This is a genomic window from Terasakiella pusilla DSM 6293, assembly GCF_000688235.1.
Taxonomy (GTDB): domain Bacteria; phylum Pseudomonadota; class Alphaproteobacteria; order Rhodospirillales; family Terasakiellaceae; genus Terasakiella; species Terasakiella pusilla.
On sequence record NZ_JHYO01000017.1, the window covers coordinates 79,927 to 97,145 of the forward strand.

Below are 17,219 nucleotides of genomic sequence, written 5' to 3' on the forward strand. Positions count from 1 at the left end.
TTATTTGTTTTGGAAATGGTATGCGTTTCCCCAAAAACAAACAAGAAAATCCGTCTCTATCGGTGCAACAATTCAAGAAAAAAACCCACCGCTTATGAAACGGTGGGTTTTGCCTAGTTAAGCATATTCTGCTGCGATCTGGGATAATCCCCAATCCAGCCACGGGGTCAAAAGCTTTAAATCGTCCGCTTCCACCGTCGCCCCACACCAGATGCGCAATCCCGCAGGCGCATCACGGTAAGAGCCGATATCAAAGGCCGCGCCTTCAGCTTCCATCAAGGCAACCAGCTTTTTGGATGCACGTGTTTTTTCATCCTCATCCAGCGCCTTAAACCAATCAGCACTGATCAACAGGCAGACCGACGTGTTGGATCGGATCGCTTTATCAGCCGCCAAAAACTCAAAGCCATCGGTTTTTGCAATCCAGTTTTCCAAGACCGCCAAGTTGGCTTGAGAACGTGCTTTCAAGGCAGACAGTCCGCCGATCTCTTCTGCCCAGCGTAGACCATCCAGCGCATCTTCCACACACAGCATGGACGGGGTGTTGATGGTTTCCCCCGTGAAGATACCTTCGATCAATTTGCCGGACTTGGTCATGCGGAAAATTTTCGGCAACGGCCAAGACGGTGTGTAGCTTTCCAGACGTTCAACAGCACGCGGGGACAGAACCAGCACGCCATGCGCGCCTTCGCCGCCCATCACCTTTTGCCAAGAATACGTCAACACATCGATTTTATCCCATGCGATATCCATGGCAAAGACAGCGGATGTGGCATCACAAATGGTCAAACCTTCACGGTCCGCGGCAATCCAGTCCCCGTTTGGCACGCAAACACCGGATGTTGTCCCGTTCCAGGTAAAGACCACGTCGCGGCTAAAATCCACCTGAGACAGATCGGGGATTTGACCGTAATCGGCCTTGATCTCGCGAACATCGTCCAGCTTAAGCTGGGTTTTGACATCGTTTACCCAGCCTTTACCAAAGCTTTCCCACTGCACCATGTCGATGCCACGTGCGCCCAACAGGGACCAAAGCGCCATCTCAACCGCGCCGGTGTCAGACGCCGGCACGATGCCCAAGCGATAATCCGCAGGCAGGCCCAACACGTCTTTCGTGCGGGTGATGGTTTCCGACAATTTATCCTTACCGATCTTGGCACGGTGCGAACGGCCCAGCGGTGCATCTTTCAACGCCTCCAGCGTAAAGCCCGGACGCTTGGAACATGGACCGGAAGAAAAGTTGGGATTATTTGGCTTGGCAGTCGGTTTGACGATGTTTGTCATGTCTTCAAATACTCCAGACCCGCAACCTATGGCGGGACAGAAAAGAAAAATAATGTCCGTGCGTCATATCAAATAAAAAGGGTTGGAGCAATCAAGCATCCAACCCTTTTTAAAAACTTATGACCATGAGGTCTTAGTCTTTGCCGAACACTCGTTCGAAAATCACATCCACACGTTTGGTGTGATAAGAAACGGAGTCTTCATCCAGCAGGGCTTTCAGCTGCTCGACACTCAAATGTTCCGTCAAACCTTCGTCTTTGGACAGGAAGAAGAACAAGCGGTTGTCATAGTTCGCTGCTTCTTTTTCGACGTCATCCAGCTCTACCTTGCCATCCGGGTTATCCGGGTCAATGCCGTAGGATTTCCAAACGCGCATGGCGTTGCGCTGTACGATGCGGTAGCTGTCTTCACGTGACACATTGTTTTGCGTCAAGAACAACAGAACACGCTGTGCATCGTGGATGCCGCCAAAGTTGTTCATGTGATCCAGCATGTTTTGCGGATACACAACCAGTTTCTCAATCGTGCCCGCCAGACGGCCCAGTGCAAAATCAAGTGTGACGGTCGCATCCGGTGCAATCATCCGCTCAACGGAGGAGTGAGAGATATCGCGTTCATGCCACAGGGCAACGTTTTCCAGTGCCGGCACAACCGCCATACGCACGGTACGGGCCAGGCCTGTCAGGTTTTCTGTCAGAATCGGGTTACGTTTGTGCGGCATAGCACTTGAGCCTTTTTGACCCGGTGCAAAATATTCCTGCGCTTCACGCACTTCAGTACGCTGCATGTGGCGAATTTCAATCGCGACATTTTCGATGGATGACGCGATGGTACCCAACACACAGAAGTAGTTTGCATGACGGTCACGCGGGATAACTTGTGTGGAGATCGGCTCCGGCGTCAGGCCCATTTTTTCTGCGACATATTCTTCAACGCGCGGGTCAACGTTGGCAAATGTCCCCACCGCACCGGAGATCGCACAGGTCGCGATTTCTTCACGCGCTTGCAACAAACGGGTGCGGTTACGATCCATCTCTGCATAGAAACGCGCAAACTTCAGCCCCATGGTCACAGGTTCAGCGTGGATCCCGTGGGAGCGACCGATACACACCATGTCTTTGGTTTCTTTCGCACGTGTCTTCAACGCCGCCAAAAGACGATCCAGATCCGCCAACAGAATGTCTGCCGCTTGGGTCATCTGTACAGACAAGCAAGTGTCCAACACGTCAGAAGAGGTCATGCCTTGGTGAACAAAGCGCGCTTCGTCGCCCACATTCTCCGCCAGTTCTGTCAAAAACGCGATCACGTCATGTTTGACTTCCAGCTCGATCTCGTCGATGCGTGCGATACGCTCCGGCGTATAGTCCTTCTGACCTTTGGACCAGACAACATCGGATGTGCCTTTAGGAACAACGTTCAGCTCTTCCATTTTGGTCAGGGCATGAGCTTCAATTTCAAACCAGATGCGGAATTTGTTAGCGGGCTCCCAAATAGAAGCCATTTCAGGACGGGAATAGCGCGGGATCATGGCACTCTCTTTCGCAAAATTTAGGGCAGGGAATAAATTTGCCCTGTTCATAGCGAAAAGCGGGCAAGAAAGCAATGGAAAGACGGCCCAAGCAAAGCCTTACCGCAAAATCACGAAAATCTGGCCTCAGATTTGCTCACTCTTAAGTACATACAAAATGACGGAGCGGAGTAATGAGCACTATCTCAGATAGAACAGGCCTGTATGTCGACCAGATGCAGAAAATGGATTTAACCTCTGCAAAAAGATTTAATATTGCTGAGGCGCCAGACGAGCTTTACAACAATTATATCCGCGCTCAAGAAAACTTCCTTGAAGCGCGCTACACCAAAATCAACGCCGACCCCAATAGTGCGCGCAACCAACCTTACGCCACCATTAAAGTAAACGGACAAACCGTCGCCACCATTGATAACAATGGCTACGTCGAAAGCTCCGGCGCAATCGGCAGTAGATTACATACACTTTTAGCCGAAGAAGGCGGCCCCCGTCCCGGCCCCGGCCTTGCTGAAGACAGGGCGGCAAAAATTGCCCAGTTGCTGGGAGGCAGCGTGGAAAAAGCTTCCACGGCCCTGACCCAATCTGCCTACCAGTCCAGCACGGCAAACAGCCTGTCCGTCAACTATGACGCCATGCGCGAGGATGATGCCTATCAACAACTGCAGGAGATCAAACGCGCGCGCACTCTGTTTTTAGCCCAGCAAAACGGACAGGAGACAGGCACAACACACACGTCCACCTCTCCAGGCGGCTACAGCAATGTGGTGCTCAACACCACGCGCGGCACACAAGCGATGGACCTTGAAAGTCTGTTTAATCCCAAACCTGCAAGCGGTCCCATCAGCATCGACAACATGCCGATCATCCTGCCGACAGCGGACAATATCAAGGCTCTGACAGACCATGCACAAAAAGCCTTTGGCGACCTGCTGTCCCAGTACAACATCCCCGAAGCCCCGCGCGAGATCAGCTATGATGGGGAAGGTAAGCCGGTGTTCCCCGCCGACTATGCCTATAAAGATGAATTAAAGCAGGCTTTGGACGAAAACCCCGTCATCCAGCGCGAACTGCAAACCATTGCAGCCCTAACCAGCCATTATGCCGGTATGGTCGGCCAAGCCAGCACAAGCAACACTCCTAAAATCACCTTGAACTTCGACCAGAACGGCAACCTCTCTGTCAAAACCAATGGCAAGAACTTTGAACAACCCAGCGCGAGCGAAAGCCAACAGGCAAGCCAGAGCTATGATAAACGAACAGAACGTAGCGAAGCCGAAAAATGGTTTATGGATTATATGGAAAAAACACCGGAAGAACGCCTGTTTGAAGCCATTTTACGCGACAAAGGCTTAACCCCGGAAGAGTTTGAAGCTCTGCCCGTCGAAGAACGCCAGAAAATAGAGCAGGAAATTCAGGAAGAAATGGAAGAGAAGACCTTAAACGAGATCAGAGCCGGACAAAACGGTAAAACGGAACAATTTGCCTGATATTCAACCTCAGTGTTTTATGTTACAGTCAGGACATAAGTTGTTACAAACTGTCACAATAATGCGGTTGTGTTGAACAGCTAAAAATGGAATTATACTCCGGCATATCACTAAAATCTTAATTAAGATTCATCGACCAAATGAGGACAAAAATGAAAAAATTGATGCTTGCAGCCTGTGTTGCAATTTCTGCCGGTATTGGCATTTCCGCGAGCTATGAAGCCGTGGCGGCTGAAAACAACCCGGCAATCGTTCATCGTCAGTCAACCTATTCTGTTGTCGCAGGTCACATGGGTTCCCTGAAATCTATTTTGTTCCTGGGTGGCACGGGTAACGTTTCTTACCATGCAAACGCGATCAAAGCGGCATGGGAAAACATGGGCGACGCTTTCCCAGAAGGGTCTGACAAAGGCGAAACACGTGCCAAAGCTGAAATTTGGACGGACAACGCGACCTTTAAGGAAAAAGGCAAAAACGCCTACGCTGCGACTCTAAAACTGGTTGAAGCTGCTGACGGCGGCGACAAAGCAGCACAGATTGAAGCATTCAAAGCTTTGGGCGGTGCCTGTAAAGCCTGTCACGAAAACTTCCGCGCTAAATAAGAATGCGCTGACGACATGACACAGGGGCAAAGCACTCAGCGGCTTTGCCCCTTCCTTGTTTCCAAAAGACAGATATCCTCATGACTGAACAACAGAAAATCCCTGCTTGGGACCTCCCCACCCGCCTGTTTCACTGGCTCTTGGTTGCCCTGATTGCCTCGGCCTATTTGACGTACAAATTTGGCGATGTGACCATGACCTACCATATGTGGAATGGCTATGCGATCCTGACCCTGTGCCTCTATCGCCTGCTTTGGGGCCTCGTTGGGTCCAACACCGCCCGCTTTTGCCAGTTCATCAAAGGACCGAAAGCGATTTTCAGCTATCTGAAATCCGCAAAGTCCGCGCAGCAGCAAAAATTTCTCGGGCACAACCCGGCAGGCGCACTGATGGTCCTTGCCTTGCTTGCGCTGATTATCACACAAGGCAGCATGGGGTTGTTCACAACAGATGACATCATCGTCGAAGGTCCGTTGGTCTTTCTGGCTTCTGGTGATTTTGTGTCACTTGCAGGTAGCATCCACCGTATCGGCTATTGGGTCATCCTAGGATTTGCAGGGCTCCACGTCCTTGCCGCGCTGTTTTATGTCTTTGTCAAAAAAGACAATCTGATCCGCGCCATGATCGACGGTAAAAAAGCAAAGCACACCGTCCCGGAAGGCCAGCGCCTGCAAGCACGCTCGCCCCTTCTCGCGTTGGTGTGCCTTCTGATTTCGGCAGGTACCGTTTATGTTGTGGTCAATATCTCCGCCTATCTATAACGCGACAAGATAAACCACACGTACGCCACGGCCTGTAACCCCAAAAACAGGCCAAAGGCCGCTTGATAGGCTTCGGGGGCATAGCCACCTGAAGCCGTCGGCGCCCACTGATTGATCACCTGCCCGCTGACCGATTGCAGAGTGAAGGTCGAAATAAAGACCATCAGATTGATCGCCGTATTCACCCGTCCGGCCAAATGGGTCGGGAAATGTTGGGACAGCACCGCATATTGCAAAATACCCGTGGTGCCAAAAAAGCCAAACGCAATCCAGATTACCGGATAGTCAATCGCCCATTCGGTAATGATCCCCAACTGCACCAGCATAAAACAAAACAGGCCAACAGTGGCAATGTTGATGGTCTTGATACCATAGCGCCCCAACCGTTCGCTCAACGCGCCCAGCCCCAAAAAGCCCGCCACCATCGCGGCGGCAATCCAGAACAAATGGCTGCCGACTTCTGCGCGGTTAAATCCCGCCACATCTTGATGCCACGGCCCCGCCCACAGGCTTTGTATCCCAACAAAGCTGGCTTGGCTCATCATCGTCACAGGGGCCACTTGCCAGAAAAAGCGGCTGGTAAACACTTCGCGCACACCGGATAACTGTTCAGACAGGGTGGTTTTATGTTCGGGTCGTTTGGTCGGTGGCACCAACAGGTACACCAACAAGGCACAGACAAGCGTTAAGCCTGCCAATGCCCAAAAACCCCCGCGCCAGCCAATTTCAGCCACAACAAGCTGTGTCGGCGCGGTCCCTGCCAACGCACCCATCCCGCCTGCCGCCATGATAAAACCATTGACCAGCGGCAGTTTCCCCGGCTCGTAAAAAACCGTAAAGGCTTTAAAGGACGCCATCAAACAAGCCGATACGCCAAACCCGATGAGGGCACGCGCGGCAATCAGGGCTGTGCTGTCTTCTGCCACCGCAAACAGGGCGGCACCGGCTGCGGCAAAGACCAATAAGCTGGCTTCCACAATACGTGGACCATATTTATCCAGCAACACGCCCAACGGCAACTGAAAGGCCGCGAAGGTCAGGAAGTAGGAAGCCGTCAGCACCCCCAGCACATCCGGCCCCATCTCCAGATCCGCAATCAGGTCCGGTGCAATCACCGCATTAATCACCCGAAACAGATAGGACAAAAAATACCCAAACGCGAACGGAACAAATATCCGCACAACCATGGAAAGGGGGCTGTAGGCCGTCATCGCCAAAACTCCAATCTTTACAAACCGGTGTGACTATGACGGGTTCGATCCTAATTTGCAATTACCGAACTTAACCGGGCAAACCATCAATGCGGGGCTTTAACAGAATCGGGGCGTACACAAGGGCAAAAATTCCGTATCCTGCGACCCACAGACCACCCGATAGCAAGATTAATTCCGGTGTCTGGGCCAGGACACGCAAAACAGCCGCCCCTATCACCAGCACATAAGATAGAACTGTCCAGCGCGACACTTTAAGCGGCCGACCGGAATGTCCAAGGGCCGCGCGCGATGCAACGGCAAGGATCAACAAACCAATGCCACCTGTTGTCAACGCATGTAGCGCCGCATTTGGGGCCAGCCATCCCGTCAGATCGGACACAGCCTTTAAGCCAAAGCCAATGGGCAACCAGACATAGGCAGCGTGCAAAATCCATACGATGGGATCAAACCCCGTCTTAAAAGACTGCCAGCCCCGCATGCGGATCAACAAAATTACCGCACACGCACCCGACAGCCCCCCCAACACCATATCCGGTGCACCGACCAATTGCGCACCAGAAAGAACAAACAACAACAGCAAGACCGCCTTATGGGTCCACATCGGCGTGGTGCAACTGATCTCTCGGCCCAAATGCATGCACAACGCATTTTGGGTAAAGGCCGGAACCACCCGCCCCCCGATCAGCGCAGCCAGGGCAGCCACCATAAAAATCCCGGCATGTAAGGCATTGGCAGGTTCATGAAGATGATAAACAAGGTTACAAATAAACAAGCCAGCAACGATTGCCACCACCACATAGTTGCGGGCATTTTTGGCGCCCATGATCATCTGGGCAACAACCATTCCAAGGACGGGCAGGAAAAAGAGATCCAACAAGGCAAACAGCTCCCATCCCGCGCCGAATTCAGCGATAAACATGCCGATACGACCAGCCAACCAAAGGACCACAAGCCCCGCTAACGGCCAGCCGATCGGGCTTTCCGTATTGGTCCATTTGGGCACCGCTGCCATCATAAATCCGCCAATGGCCGCCCCTGCAAAGCCGTACAACATCTCATGACCATGCCAATAGGGCGACAGCGGCAAACCACCCAGCAACGCAATCAGCCACAAAGCCAGCAACACAACAGCCGACAACGCCGACATCAAAAAAAACGGGCGGTGTCCGGCAGATAAAAGGGTTGGGCCTTTGTAGGGGTGGGTCGGTTCGCCCATGTTCAGGAAGACTTGCGTCATGATCATTCTCTTCTTCAAAAAGGGGGGATATCCACCAAAATTAGAGAAAGTCTAAAAGCCGGACATTGACTTCAATCAAGGCTCTTTCCATACTGCGCGCGAAACGATAATTACTTATGCGGATATCCCTGCCATGAAAGCCACGATCATTCCCGTCACTGCCTTTGCGCAAAACTGTTCTCTCATCTGGTGTGAAGACACCATGAAAGGCTGTCTGGTCGATCCGGGCGGGGATATGGACGTGCTGTTAAACGCCGTGGAAAAAGAAGGCATCACGCTGGAAAAAATCCTCTGCACCCATGGACATCTGGATCATGTCGGCGCTGTTGCCGAACTGTCAAAAAAAGCCAACCTACCCATTGAAGGGCCGCATACCGGCGACAAGTTCTGGATTGATGACCTTGCCAAACAGGCCCAGCAGTTCGGCTTCCCGCAATCAGAAAGCTTTACCCCGACCCGCTGGTTAAACGATGGCGACCAAGTGACCTTCGGCAATGTCACGCTAGAGGTCTTGCACTGTCCGGGCCACACACCGGGCCATGTGGTGTTTTTCAACAAAGACACACGGGTTGCGATTGTCGGGGATGTGTTGTTCCAAGGTTCCATCGGGCGCACCGACTTCCCCAAAGGCAACCACGCTGATTTGATCAATGCGATCAAAACAAAACTGTTTCCGCTGGGGGATGATGTGGTCTTTATCCCCGGTCACGGCCCGCTGTCCACCATTGGCGAAGAACGTAAAAGCAACCCGTTTTTGCAGGGCTGATCTACAGCAACCCATTTGATTTAAAGCTGTAATACCCCCTGCGCCCGACGATTACGTGATCATGGAGTTCAATGCTCAGGGGGCGGGCGACATCGCGCACCCGCTTGGTCATATCGATATCGCTTTTTGACGGGGTGGTATCGCCGCTGGGGTGATTATGCACCATGATTAAGGCACTGGCGTCCAGCTCCAGCGCGCGCTTGACCACTTCTCGCGGATAAACAGGCGTGTGATCAATGGTGCCGCGCTGTTGCAGCTCATCCGCGATCAACACATTTTTGCGATTGAGATACAACAGCCGGAACTGCTCTACCCCGTGATAGGCCATAGACGCCCGGCAATAATCCAGCAGCATCTGCCAGCTTGATAGCACAGGCTTGTTGATGACCTGTTCCTGCAACAGTTTATGGGCTGCGGCCTCTGCCGCTTTTAAGGCGCAGACCGCCACCTCACCCAGCCCCTCTTCCAACGCAAGGGTGCGCGGATCAGCGCTTACCACATCGGCAAAACTGCCATAGGTTTCGATCAAGCGCTTGGCAAGGGGCTTCACGTCACTGCGGGGTTTGGCAGAAAATAGCAGAAGCTCGATCAGTTCATAATCATGCAACGCCTGTGCACCGGACTTTAAAAATCGACTGCGCAGCCGTTGGCGATGACCTGTGTAGTGGGGCTTGTCGCTCACCTTAAAACCTCCCTGTGAAAAGACAGTGCTTTTATGGAAGGCTGTGGGCGGTTTTACTGCCTAAACAATAAAACCGTGCGGGTCTGTCCGCCCACATCGTGAATTCTTGAAACACGCAGGTTTGATTTTAAATCCTGACCTCTCCATGTAAACGTGGCCTCCACATTTTGTACGGCGCCAGATGTTTTGGCATACCGGATTGCCCGCAGGGCTTCCCTATTGCGTTCAGGATCAAGGAATTGGGTCAACGGTTCTTGCTTGATACCGTCCAAAACATGCGCATTGTCTGAGTAAGCATTGAGGCAATAATCGTTTTCATCCAGCAAAATAATAATATCCGGCATACTGTGGGAGAGATAGGCCAGCCGTTCTTCCAGACCTGCAATCTTACCCCTTAAGTCTTTGCGTTCGTACAAAGACGCGGCAATCAACAATCCAATGACCGAATGAACCGTTATATAGGCAAAAAACAGAATGAAGGAGAAATGGGTATTCTCCATATCAAACGGGCCAACCCCTTGCGAGGTTCCGATCAGCGCGATACTCGACAACCCCAAGACCCCGGTTGCAACCCCCATCGCGCCAAAACGATAAGCTGACCAGATAATCACCGGCAAAGGCGCAACCAGCAGCACACTGAAGGGGCCAGTCATCTGGGTCCAGCCGCCAAAGATCAACAAACCACAGGCAAGCGCAAGCAACCCACTGTTAAGCGATCTCAAAAATTCTTTCAGGAAGTTTTCATGCGGCTGAGAAATATTATAGAGAACCAGCAAAGTGAAAGGCCCGGCAATCATCACTCCAATGGCATCGCCCAGCCACCAATCCAGCAAGACGCTGCTAAATAAAGGCGTGGGGATCGTATGGGTCAGAACCAACGTACTCGCACCGATCCCCGCACTGACCAACGCGCCGCAAAACGCACCGAGGAACAACAGGGTAGACACATCCTGAAGACGACTGAAGTTAGGCTGAAACTGGTTCTGGCGCAGCAAATAGCACGCGCTCACCGCCATCATCGTGTTTCCGAAGGTGATCCCAAAAACTGCCGCCAATCCAATATCTGTCGTGATATTGACTAAAAAAGCCCCGATCGCAGCCCCAATCCCCATGCGATAGCCATACATCAGCATAAAAGCGAGAGAAATACCCGTGGGTGGCCAGATCAAGGTAACGTTGGCATGAGCCATCGACAGGGTCAGCCCGATTTTGCCGGTCACAAAATAGAGACCGGCTAAAACGGCAATAAGCACAAGCGATTTTTTAAAACCCGGCTTGTGGTGGTGGGTCAGGGTCATCAAACAGTGCTCTACCTTTGTGTATCTGCCCTCAAAATAACGACAGACACCAAGGCATGCAATCTAAAACCCGATGACAGGTTATTGATACGGGGGCTTATCCCAGCCTTTTTCGGACAGGGTAAAGATTTCGCAGCCATCTTTGGTCACGCCAATAGAATGTTCAAACTGCGCAGACAAAGAACGATCACGCGTCACGGCCGTCCAGCCATCCGACAGGATTTTCACGTCATATTTACCCGCATTGATCATCGGCTCGATGGTGAAGAACATACCTTCTTGCAGAACCGGCCCGCCTTTTTGGTCACCATCGCAATAATGCAGCACGTTTGGCGCATCATGGAAGACACGGCCCAGACCGTGACCACAAAAATCACGCACAACCGAATACCGGAAGCTTTCCGCAAAGTTCTGGATCACATAACCGATGCGGTTCAACGGGACGCCCGGCTTGACTTCTTTGATCGCCAGCATCAGCGCTTCGTACGTCACGTCGATCAGTTTGTTGGCTTTGACCTTGGTTTTCCCCACAGGGAACATCCGGGAGGTATCGCCGTACCAGCCATCCAGAATCGTGGTCACGTCAATATTAACGATATCACCTTCGACCAGCTTTTTGTCACCGGGGATACCGTGGCAGACCACATGGTTGATGGAGGTACAAATAGATTTTGGAAAGCCGCGATAGTTCAGCGGTGCGCAGATCGCCCCGTGGTCCGTGATAAAATCGTGACACAGCTTATCCAATTCCCCAGTCGTCACACCCGGTTTAACGTAAGGCGTGATGAAGTCCAGCGTTTGTGCAGCCAGCTTCCCAGCTTTGCGCATGCCTTCGAAATCTTCTGCCGTGTGAATTTTAATCGGTCCTCGAGCCAATGGTCTTTCCTTATCTAAAAAATCGCGTAGTTGCGTATTGTACTTAGTCTAAATTTTATAAAAAAGCAACGTCGAGCGCGCTTGTCACCTTAATCTCATCAAGGCCGACGTCACACTGATAACAGATGACTTCCACCCCGCGCTTGATCGCGGCCTTCAATTCTTCATCATAGGTCGGGTCGATATCGCGGGCAATATCCATGATGGCGCAGTCACTACGCTGCACCAGATAAAACATCACCGCGCGGTGGCCTTCTTCAACCATATCGCCCAATTCGCGCAAGTGTTTTGCCCCACGCGCCGTCACCGCATCGGGAAAGTCTGCGTTCTGCCCACGCTTTAGGGTGACGTTTTTAACTTCAACATAACATTTGGGCTTGTCGTCATCTTCCAACAACACATCAATGCGGGAATTTTGACCGTACTTGACCTCACGGCGCAGCTTGGCATAGCCCGTCAGTTCCTTGATCTGTCCGGCCAAGATCGCTTCTTCCACGATCTTGTTGGGATGACCTGTGTTAATGCCGACATTGCAGCCCCCAACTTCAATGATCTCCCACGTATATTTCAGCTTACGTTTGGGGTTGTTACTGGGCGACAGCCAGACGGTCGCACCTTCATCCTTCACCGACAGCATGGAGCCTGAATTGGCGCAATGGGCGGTCACGACCTCGCCATTTTCCAACGTGACATCCGCCAAAAAGCGTTTGTAGCGTTTGATCAACGTCCCTTTGATCAGCTCGGTTTCAAATTTCATGGCTTGTCCTTGCCTTCCAAAATATGTTCCGGCACACCTAATGCGTCTGCCAGCTTATGTTGCGCGCTGCCCGGTGTCATCGGTTTCTGTTGCGAGGGGTCCGGCTTCCAGGCGGTCAGGAACATCACCTGAAACGTTGCCGGCACGCGCCCGTCATCGCCGCTAAATTCTTCTACATAGCGCTGCATGGCGCGCATGATCAGCTCACGCTTGGTAAAGTTTTTACGCCGTTCCAGCACCTTGTTGTTTTCCCCCATGCCCTTAAGGTCTTTCATCAACTTCATGGGGTTTTCGTAGCGCACTTCCACGCCGTCCGTATCAACAACGGGCAAATTAAAGCCCGCACGTTGCAACAACATGCCCGCATCGCGCACATCCGCAAAAGGCGAGACGCGCGGGCTGATGCCGCCATCGACTTCCATTTCCGCTTCATTGAGGCACTGGCGCAGCTCGCGCAGGGTTTCCGTGCCGAACATGGTGCCGATAAACAACCCGTCCGGCTTTAAAGACCGGTTGATCTGCAACAGTGCGCCCGGCAGATCATTGACCCAATGCAGACTGAGATTGCTCACGATCAGGTCAAACGTTTCATGACCAAAGGGCAAAAACTCTTCATCAGCAACGAGGGTAGCGGCCCCTTGTTCACGTGCACGCTGGGCCATCCCTTGAGAAAAGTCGCATTGGATCAGGTGCTGGACCTTGCCGCGTTGCCCGATGACTTCTGCAATATCACCGCCATGGCAGCCGATATCCAGTGCCAAGGGGAAGTCACGCAGCACGTCATCCAGACGGTCACAAATACGTTCCGCCACTTCTTTATGAAGAAAATCGAAATCTTCCCATGTCTTGGCAGCACGGTCCCGATGGGCGCGCACCAGCTTGCGATCAAACACATTCATGATTTCGATATCGGACATGAAAACTTCCCTGAACCGTTCATAAGCGAAAGGCAACACATAAGCAGCTTCGCCAAGGACGTCAAACCCAAATGAACTCTTTCGCCCAAGTTTTGGACCTTTTCCTGCCACCACGCTGCGTGTCCTGTGGTAAAATCGTGACAGAACACAACACACTCTGTTCGCTGTGTTGGCAGGTCGCCCCCTTTATCCACGCCCCGATGTGCCAGTGTTGCGGACGCCCCTTTACAGAAGATGTCCCCACAACTGCCATTTGTCTGGATTGCGCCCAACGCCGCCCCCCGTTCCATCAGGCCCGCACCGTTTTTGCCTATGATGAATTTGCCCGCAAGATGGTCCTGTCCTTCAAACATGGCGACCGATGCGACCTTGCCCCCATCCTTGCGCGCTGGATGATCCGCGCAGGCCCGGACCTGATTGCCGACAGTGATCTGATCATTCCCGTGCCGCTTCATTGGCTGCGACTGTTTAGGCGGCGCTATAATCAAGCCGCCCTTCTTGCCCATGAGATCTCAAAACAGTCCGGCCGGCCCGTACAGGCACAGGCGCTCAAACGCGTCCGCCCCACCCGTCCCCAAGGCCACCTCAGTCGACTGGCCCGCCAACAAAACCTGAAAGGGGCTTTCACCTGTTCACTGGATTTAACCGACAAAACAGTCTTACTTATTGATGATGTGCTAACCACCGGCACCACAGTGCTCAACTGCACCCGCGAACTTCATCGTGCAGGCGCCAAAGCGGTCAATATCCTGACCATTGCCCGTGTTTTTCATCCCCATTCACAATAAATTGACCTGTAAAAATCCATTCTGCATGCTATATCACTCTCAAGCGCCCACACATATGACGACGACGAAAGGCCACCCCCATGGCAATGATTGAAATTTACACCACCCGCTTTTGTGGCTACTGCGTGCGCGCCAAAAAGCTCCTGCAGGAAAAAGGCGCAGGCTTCAAAGAGATTGATATTCACCAGCACCCCGACGCCCGCGCCCAGATGATGGAGCGCGCAAATGGCGGCTACACCGTCCCGCAAATTTTTATTAACGGGGAACATATCGGTGGATGTGACGAGCTTTATGCCTTAGAACGGGCAGGTAAACTCGACGATAAACTAGCAGCCGCTTAAAGGCGAAAAGACACAATAAGGGGGCAGATATGACTGTTGTTAAAACCGCTGTTATTCAGGTAAACGCCAGTGCCGATATGGATGAAAACATCCAAACGGCATCAACCATGATCCGCACAGCCAAGGATCAAGGCGCACAACTCGTCTGCACCCCCGAAAATGTCACCATGATGGAATTTGGCGGCGATAATGTGATCGCGGCCTCCTTCCCGCAAGACAGCCATCCGGCCCTCAAGGCCTTTCAAGCCCTTACAAAAGAACTTGATATCTGGCTGCTGGTTGGCTCCCTCGCCGTCAAGCAAGACAGCGGTAAAGTCGCCAACCGTTCCTTCCTTCTCAGCAACGAAGGTGCGATTGCGGGCCAATATGACAAAATCCACCTGTTCGATGTGGACCTTGAAGGCGGCGAAAGCTACCGCGAGTCGAACACCTTTGACGGTGGGGAAGAAGCTGTCCTTGCCGACACACCGTGGGGCAAATTGGGCATGAGCATCTGTTATGATGTGCGCTTCCCGCATTTGTATCGCGCCTACGGGCAAGCAGGGGCCAACATCATCACCGTGCCTGCGGCCTTTACCAAACCCACAGGACGTGCCCATTGGGAAGTGCTGTTGCGGGCCCGCGCCATTGAAAACGGCTGTTTTGTGATTGCACCGGGTCAATGCGGCACCCACAAAGGCGACCGGGAAACCTATGGGCATTCCCTCATCATCGCACCGTGGGGCGAAATCCTGTCAGAAGCGGGCGAGGAACCGGGCATCTTTATGGCGGATCTGGACTTGTCAGAAGTGGACAAAGCCCGCGGCAAAGTCCCTTCCCTAAAACATGACCGCCCTTATCCTCTTAAAGGATAAAAAAGCGCCGCCCCGTCTTTTTTAACCGCACAGATTCGCTGGACGACTTTTTGATCGTCCAGCCCATGCTCGTACGCCAGCACCGTCATATCTGGTGCAACGGCCTCCAGCAGCTCCCCTTCGCGCAGGAGAAAGTCTGGATTCTTCGGGCGACCAAACTGCTCGTTCCCCACAGCAAAGGTCTCATAGATCAACAAGCCACCAGCTTTCAGACTGGTGACCATTGTCTTTAGATGAGGACGATAAAGATAATTGGTCACCACAATCGCCTCATAACGCGCAGCAGGGAAAGACCACGCCTGCCCGTCTTCCAAATCACATTCCAGCAATTGGACGTTTTCGGTATCCGCCAAATCTGCGACATCAGACAGATTTTTATCTGCAAACGTCATCCGACAGCCCTTTTCCAAAAACAACCGCCCATGGCGTCCCCCACCACAAGCCAAGTCCAACACCTCGGCACCAGCCGGAACATTGATGGCAAATCGACGGACCCATGGTGAAGCATTCATGTGAGAACTCCCTAAAAACACAAAAACCCCGTGAACTCATTCAACGGGGCATCAAACAGATAGAGCGTCTTTTTCTAGCGACTTAGACCATAAACAGGAAACCCCATCCAACCTAAACCAGCCGGCTTTTTAGGCTCTTCCTCAAAGGTGGATTTATCTACTGCAGGTTCCAAAGACTGACACATCGTGATGCGCGTATCCTCTTCACCTTCACATTCATCCATCATATCCCAAACCATTTGGGGATCCATGACACACTCCTAAAGACGCTAACTCCGGGACATTTATCTTATTAATTAACAGTTGTTGTAAACAAACATATGCTGTTATGCAACATTTTTGTAAAAAATCATAGTTACATGCGCAACTATATTACAAAAAACTTTTACTATCAAATGGTTGGATTGAACTTTCCTTGTCACTCAGGTCTTCACTTTTTCAAAAGCCAAACAACCATAAAGTGCCATATCCTGCAAAAAGAAGCGAAAGAGGAAGGTGCTTTGAAAACCTATACAAAAAGCTTTGGACCTGTACGAAAAAAATGGGGGTTCAATCTTTTGCTTGTTCCCAGCCAAATACACGGCGAAAATAAAGATTGATAATGACAGCTAAATATTCTGCAGTCTTAATATATCCGTTCTCGTCAGCTCATTTTTGGGTTGGCCCTGTTGTTGAACACTTGCCACCTAACAAGTTGAGTGCCACGTCGTAATATTCACTCTGACTAATCGTGAAGGTTTTACAGAGCAGGTATATCTAAGTTCAGCCCCTCAGGCCACATTAAGAGTGTTACGTAAAGGAGGATTTTAATTTCATCGTAGAGACCCAATGAGAACAAAGATTAAATTAGGCCGTAAACTCATAAAATTCCTTCCCGTATCAGCTTGAATATGATTCAACCTTCCAAAAGATTTGGAGGGAATTATGAGCCGCCGCCGTTTTGAGCTTACAGACTATGAATGGTCGATCATTGAACCGCTTTTGCCTCAAAAAAGCCGAGGCGTTCCACGTGTAGATGACCGCCGTGTTTTGAACGGCATTCTCTGGCGGTTTCGCACAGGGTCTCCTTGGGCAGATGTGCCTGAACGCTACGGTTCATATACGACCTGTTACAATAGGTTTGTTCGTTGGCGAAAGGCTGGTGTTTGGGATCATCTTCTTGAAGAAATTTCAAAAGCTTATGATGGTGATCTGATTATGATTGATGGTTCCTGCGTTCGCGTCCACCAGCATGGTGCAACGTCAAAAAAGGGGATGACCACGATGGCTGCATGGGACGTTCCCGTGGCGGTTTGACGACGAAAATTCATGCCTT

General features: G+C 51.7%; 18 protein-coding genes and 1 pseudogene. 8 read left to right on the forward strand and 11 right to left on the reverse strand.

Going from position 1 to position 17,219, the window contains the following annotated elements; translation table 11 throughout:
• Positions 1-117 precede the first annotated feature (117 nt).
• A complete protein-coding gene (locus tag Q397_RS0112730) occupies positions 118-1,284 on the reverse strand; it encodes a phosphoserine transaminase (RefSeq protein ID WP_028879750.1) in 1,167 nt (388 codons plus the stop codon).
• A gap of 133 nt (positions 1,285-1,417) precedes the next feature.
• Positions 1,418-2,812 carry an adenylosuccinate lyase gene (purB, locus tag Q397_RS0112735; RefSeq protein WP_028879751.1) on the reverse strand — a complete coding sequence of 465 codons (1,395 nt, stop codon included), beginning with the start codon at positions 2,810-2,812 and terminating at the stop codon, positions 1,418-1,420.
• A 173-nt stretch (positions 2,813-2,985) separates the two neighbouring features.
• On the opposite strand from purB, the gene Q397_RS24215 reads away from it, so the two are divergent.
• The 3 genes from Q397_RS24215 to Q397_RS22420 all read left to right on the forward strand — a co-directional run bounded on the left by Q397_RS24215 (position 2,986) and on the right by Q397_RS22420 (position 5,662).
• The gene (locus Q397_RS24215; protein ID WP_156950713.1) at positions 2,986-4,299 is read left to right on the forward strand and encodes a hypothetical protein; all 1,314 of its coding nucleotides are present in this window, start codon (positions 2,986-2,988) and stop codon (positions 4,297-4,299) included.
• Positions 4,300-4,451: 152 nt separating this feature from the next.
• Positions 4,452-4,901: a c-type cytochrome gene (locus Q397_RS24220; protein ID WP_051609989.1), complete on the forward strand. Its 450-nt coding sequence runs from the start codon at positions 4,452-4,454 to the stop codon at positions 4,899-4,901.
• Between the two features lie 80 nt (positions 4,902-4,981).
• Complete coding sequence (locus Q397_RS22420) at positions 4,982-5,662, forward strand: cytochrome b/b6 domain-containing protein (protein ID WP_038013841.1); 681 nt, start codon at positions 4,982-4,984, stop codon at positions 5,660-5,662.
• Here the strand turns inward: Q397_RS22420 and Q397_RS0112765 are convergent.
• Positions 5,653-6,873 carry an MFS transporter gene (locus Q397_RS0112765; protein ID WP_028879753.1) on the reverse strand — a complete coding sequence of 407 codons (1,221 nt, stop codon included), beginning with the start codon at positions 6,871-6,873 and terminating at the stop codon, positions 5,653-5,655. The two genes, Q397_RS22420 and Q397_RS0112765, sit on opposite strands and share 10 nt — an antisense overlap.
• 70 nt (positions 6,874-6,943) lie before the next feature.
• Entirely contained in the window at positions 6,944-8,113 is a 1,170-nt protein-coding gene (locus Q397_RS22425) for an NnrS family protein (protein ID WP_169737994.1), read from the reverse strand.
• A 133-nt stretch (positions 8,114-8,246) separates the two neighbouring features.
• On the opposite strand from Q397_RS22425, the gene Q397_RS0112775 reads away from it, so the two are divergent.
• On the forward strand, positions 8,247-8,879 hold the full coding sequence (locus Q397_RS0112775) for an MBL fold metallo-hydrolase (protein ID WP_028879754.1): 633 nt from the start codon (positions 8,247-8,249) through the stop codon (positions 8,877-8,879).
• A 1-nt stretch (position 8,880) separates the two neighbouring features.
• On the opposite strand, the gene radC is transcribed toward Q397_RS0112775, so the two are convergent.
• The 5 genes from radC to Q397_RS22435 all read right to left on the reverse strand — a co-directional run bounded on the left by radC (position 8,881) and on the right by Q397_RS22435 (position 13,409).
• Positions 8,881-9,561: a RadC family protein gene (radC, locus tag Q397_RS0112780; RefSeq protein WP_028879755.1), complete on the reverse strand. Its 681-nt coding sequence runs from the start codon at positions 9,559-9,561 to the stop codon at positions 8,881-8,883.
• A 53-nt stretch (positions 9,562-9,614) separates the two neighbouring features.
• Positions 9,615-10,859 carry an MASE1 domain-containing protein gene (locus Q397_RS24225; protein WP_051609991.1) on the reverse strand — a complete coding sequence of 415 codons (1,245 nt, stop codon included), beginning with the start codon at positions 10,857-10,859 and terminating at the stop codon, positions 9,615-9,617.
• An 81-nt stretch (positions 10,860-10,940) separates the two neighbouring features.
• Positions 10,941-11,735: a type I methionyl aminopeptidase gene (map, locus tag Q397_RS0112790; protein ID WP_028879756.1), complete on the reverse strand. Its 795-nt coding sequence runs from the start codon at positions 11,733-11,735 to the stop codon at positions 10,941-10,943.
• A 55-nt stretch (positions 11,736-11,790) separates the two neighbouring features.
• On the reverse strand, positions 11,791-12,492 hold the full coding sequence (gene sfsA, locus Q397_RS0112795) for a DNA/RNA nuclease SfsA (protein WP_028879757.1): 702 nt from the start codon (positions 12,490-12,492) through the stop codon (positions 11,791-11,793).
• Positions 12,489-13,409, reverse strand: coding sequence for a methyltransferase domain-containing protein (locus tag Q397_RS22435; protein WP_051609992.1), 921 nt, complete (start codon positions 13,407-13,409; stop codon positions 12,489-12,491). The genes sfsA and Q397_RS22435 overlap by 4 nt, the downstream gene beginning before the upstream one ends.
• A gap of 71 nt (positions 13,410-13,480) precedes the next feature.
• On the opposite strand from Q397_RS22435, the gene Q397_RS0112805 reads away from it, so the two are divergent.
• From Q397_RS0112805 to Q397_RS0112815, 3 genes are all read left to right on the forward strand, one after another.
• The gene (locus tag Q397_RS0112805; RefSeq protein WP_028879758.1) at positions 13,481-14,197 is read left to right on the forward strand and encodes a ComF family protein; all 717 of its coding nucleotides are present in this window, start codon (positions 13,481-13,483) and stop codon (positions 14,195-14,197) included.
• 80 nt (positions 14,198-14,277) lie between these two features.
• The gene (gene grxC / locus Q397_RS0112810) at positions 14,278-14,538 is read left to right on the forward strand and encodes a glutaredoxin 3 (RefSeq protein ID WP_028879759.1); all 261 of its coding nucleotides are present in this window, start codon (positions 14,278-14,280) and stop codon (positions 14,536-14,538) included.
• Between the two features lie 29 nt (positions 14,539-14,567).
• Entirely contained in the window at positions 14,568-15,392 is an 825-nt protein-coding gene (locus Q397_RS0112815; RefSeq protein ID WP_028879760.1) for a carbon-nitrogen hydrolase family protein, read from the forward strand.
• Here the strand turns inward: Q397_RS0112815 and Q397_RS0112820 are convergent.
• Together Q397_RS0112820 and Q397_RS24995 are read right to left on the reverse strand one after the other, a co-directional pair.
• A complete protein-coding gene (locus Q397_RS0112820) occupies positions 15,374-15,904 on the reverse strand; it encodes a class I SAM-dependent methyltransferase (protein ID WP_038013844.1) in 531 nt (176 codons plus the stop codon). The genes Q397_RS0112815 and Q397_RS0112820 overlap by 19 nt on opposite strands.
• A 74-nt stretch (positions 15,905-15,978) precedes the next feature.
• The gene (locus tag Q397_RS24995) at positions 15,979-16,155 is read right to left on the reverse strand and encodes a hypothetical protein (protein ID WP_156950714.1); all 177 of its coding nucleotides are present in this window, start codon (positions 16,153-16,155) and stop codon (positions 15,979-15,981) included.
• A 673-nt stretch (positions 16,156-16,828) separates the two neighbouring features.
• Between Q397_RS24995 and Q397_RS0112835 the strand changes: the two are divergent.
• A pseudogene (locus Q397_RS0112835) lies at positions 16,829-17,219 on the forward strand (IS5 family transposase); the annotation flags it as partial.

Bases quoted from the DNA above. Each gene is read 5' to 3' on its own strand.
- Q397_RS0112730 (WP_028879750.1), bottom strand. From the start codon at position 1,284: ATGACAAACATCGTCAAACCGACTGCCAAGCCAAATAATCCCAACTTT.
- purB (WP_028879751.1), bottom strand. From the start codon at position 2,812: ATGATCCCGCGCTATTCCCGTCCTGAAATGGCTTCTATTTGGGAGCCC.
- Q397_RS24215 (WP_156950713.1), top strand. From the start codon at position 2,986: ATGAGCACTATCTCAGATAGAACAGGCCTGTATGTCGACCAGATGCAG.
- Q397_RS24220 (WP_051609989.1), top strand. From the start codon at position 4,452: ATGAAAAAATTGATGCTTGCAGCCTGTGTTGCAATTTCTGCCGGTATT.
- Q397_RS22420 (WP_038013841.1), top strand. From the start codon at position 4,982: ATGACTGAACAACAGAAAATCCCTGCTTGGGACCTCCCCACCCGCCTG.
- Q397_RS0112765 (WP_028879753.1), bottom strand. From the start codon at position 6,873: ATGACGGCCTACAGCCCCCTTTCCATGGTTGTGCGGATATTTGTTCCG.
- Q397_RS22425 (WP_169737994.1), bottom strand. From the start codon at position 8,113: ATGACGCAAGTCTTCCTGAACATGGGCGAACCGACCCACCCCTACAAA.
- Q397_RS0112775 (WP_028879754.1), top strand. From the start codon at position 8,247: ATGAAAGCCACGATCATTCCCGTCACTGCCTTTGCGCAAAACTGTTCT.
- Q397_RS24225 (WP_051609991.1), bottom strand. From the start codon at position 10,859: ATGACCCTGACCCACCACCACAAGCCGGGTTTTAAAAAATCGCTTGTG.
- sfsA (WP_028879757.1), bottom strand. From the start codon at position 12,492: ATGAAATTTGAAACCGAGCTGATCAAAGGGACGTTGATCAAACGCTAC.
- Q397_RS22435 (WP_051609992.1), bottom strand. From the start codon at position 13,409: ATGTCCGATATCGAAATCATGAATGTGTTTGATCGCAAGCTGGTGCGC.
- Q397_RS0112805 (WP_028879758.1), top strand. From the start codon at position 13,481: ATGAACTCTTTCGCCCAAGTTTTGGACCTTTTCCTGCCACCACGCTGC.
- grxC (WP_028879759.1), top strand. From the start codon at position 14,278: ATGGCAATGATTGAAATTTACACCACCCGCTTTTGTGGCTACTGCGTG.
- Q397_RS0112815 (WP_028879760.1), top strand. From the start codon at position 14,568: ATGACTGTTGTTAAAACCGCTGTTATTCAGGTAAACGCCAGTGCCGAT.
- Q397_RS0112820 (WP_038013844.1), bottom strand. From the start codon at position 15,904: ATGAATGCTTCACCATGGGTCCGTCGATTTGCCATCAATGTTCCGGCT.
- Q397_RS24995 (WP_156950714.1), bottom strand. From the start codon at position 16,155: ATGGATCCCCAAATGGTTTGGGATATGATGGATGAATGTGAAGGTGAA.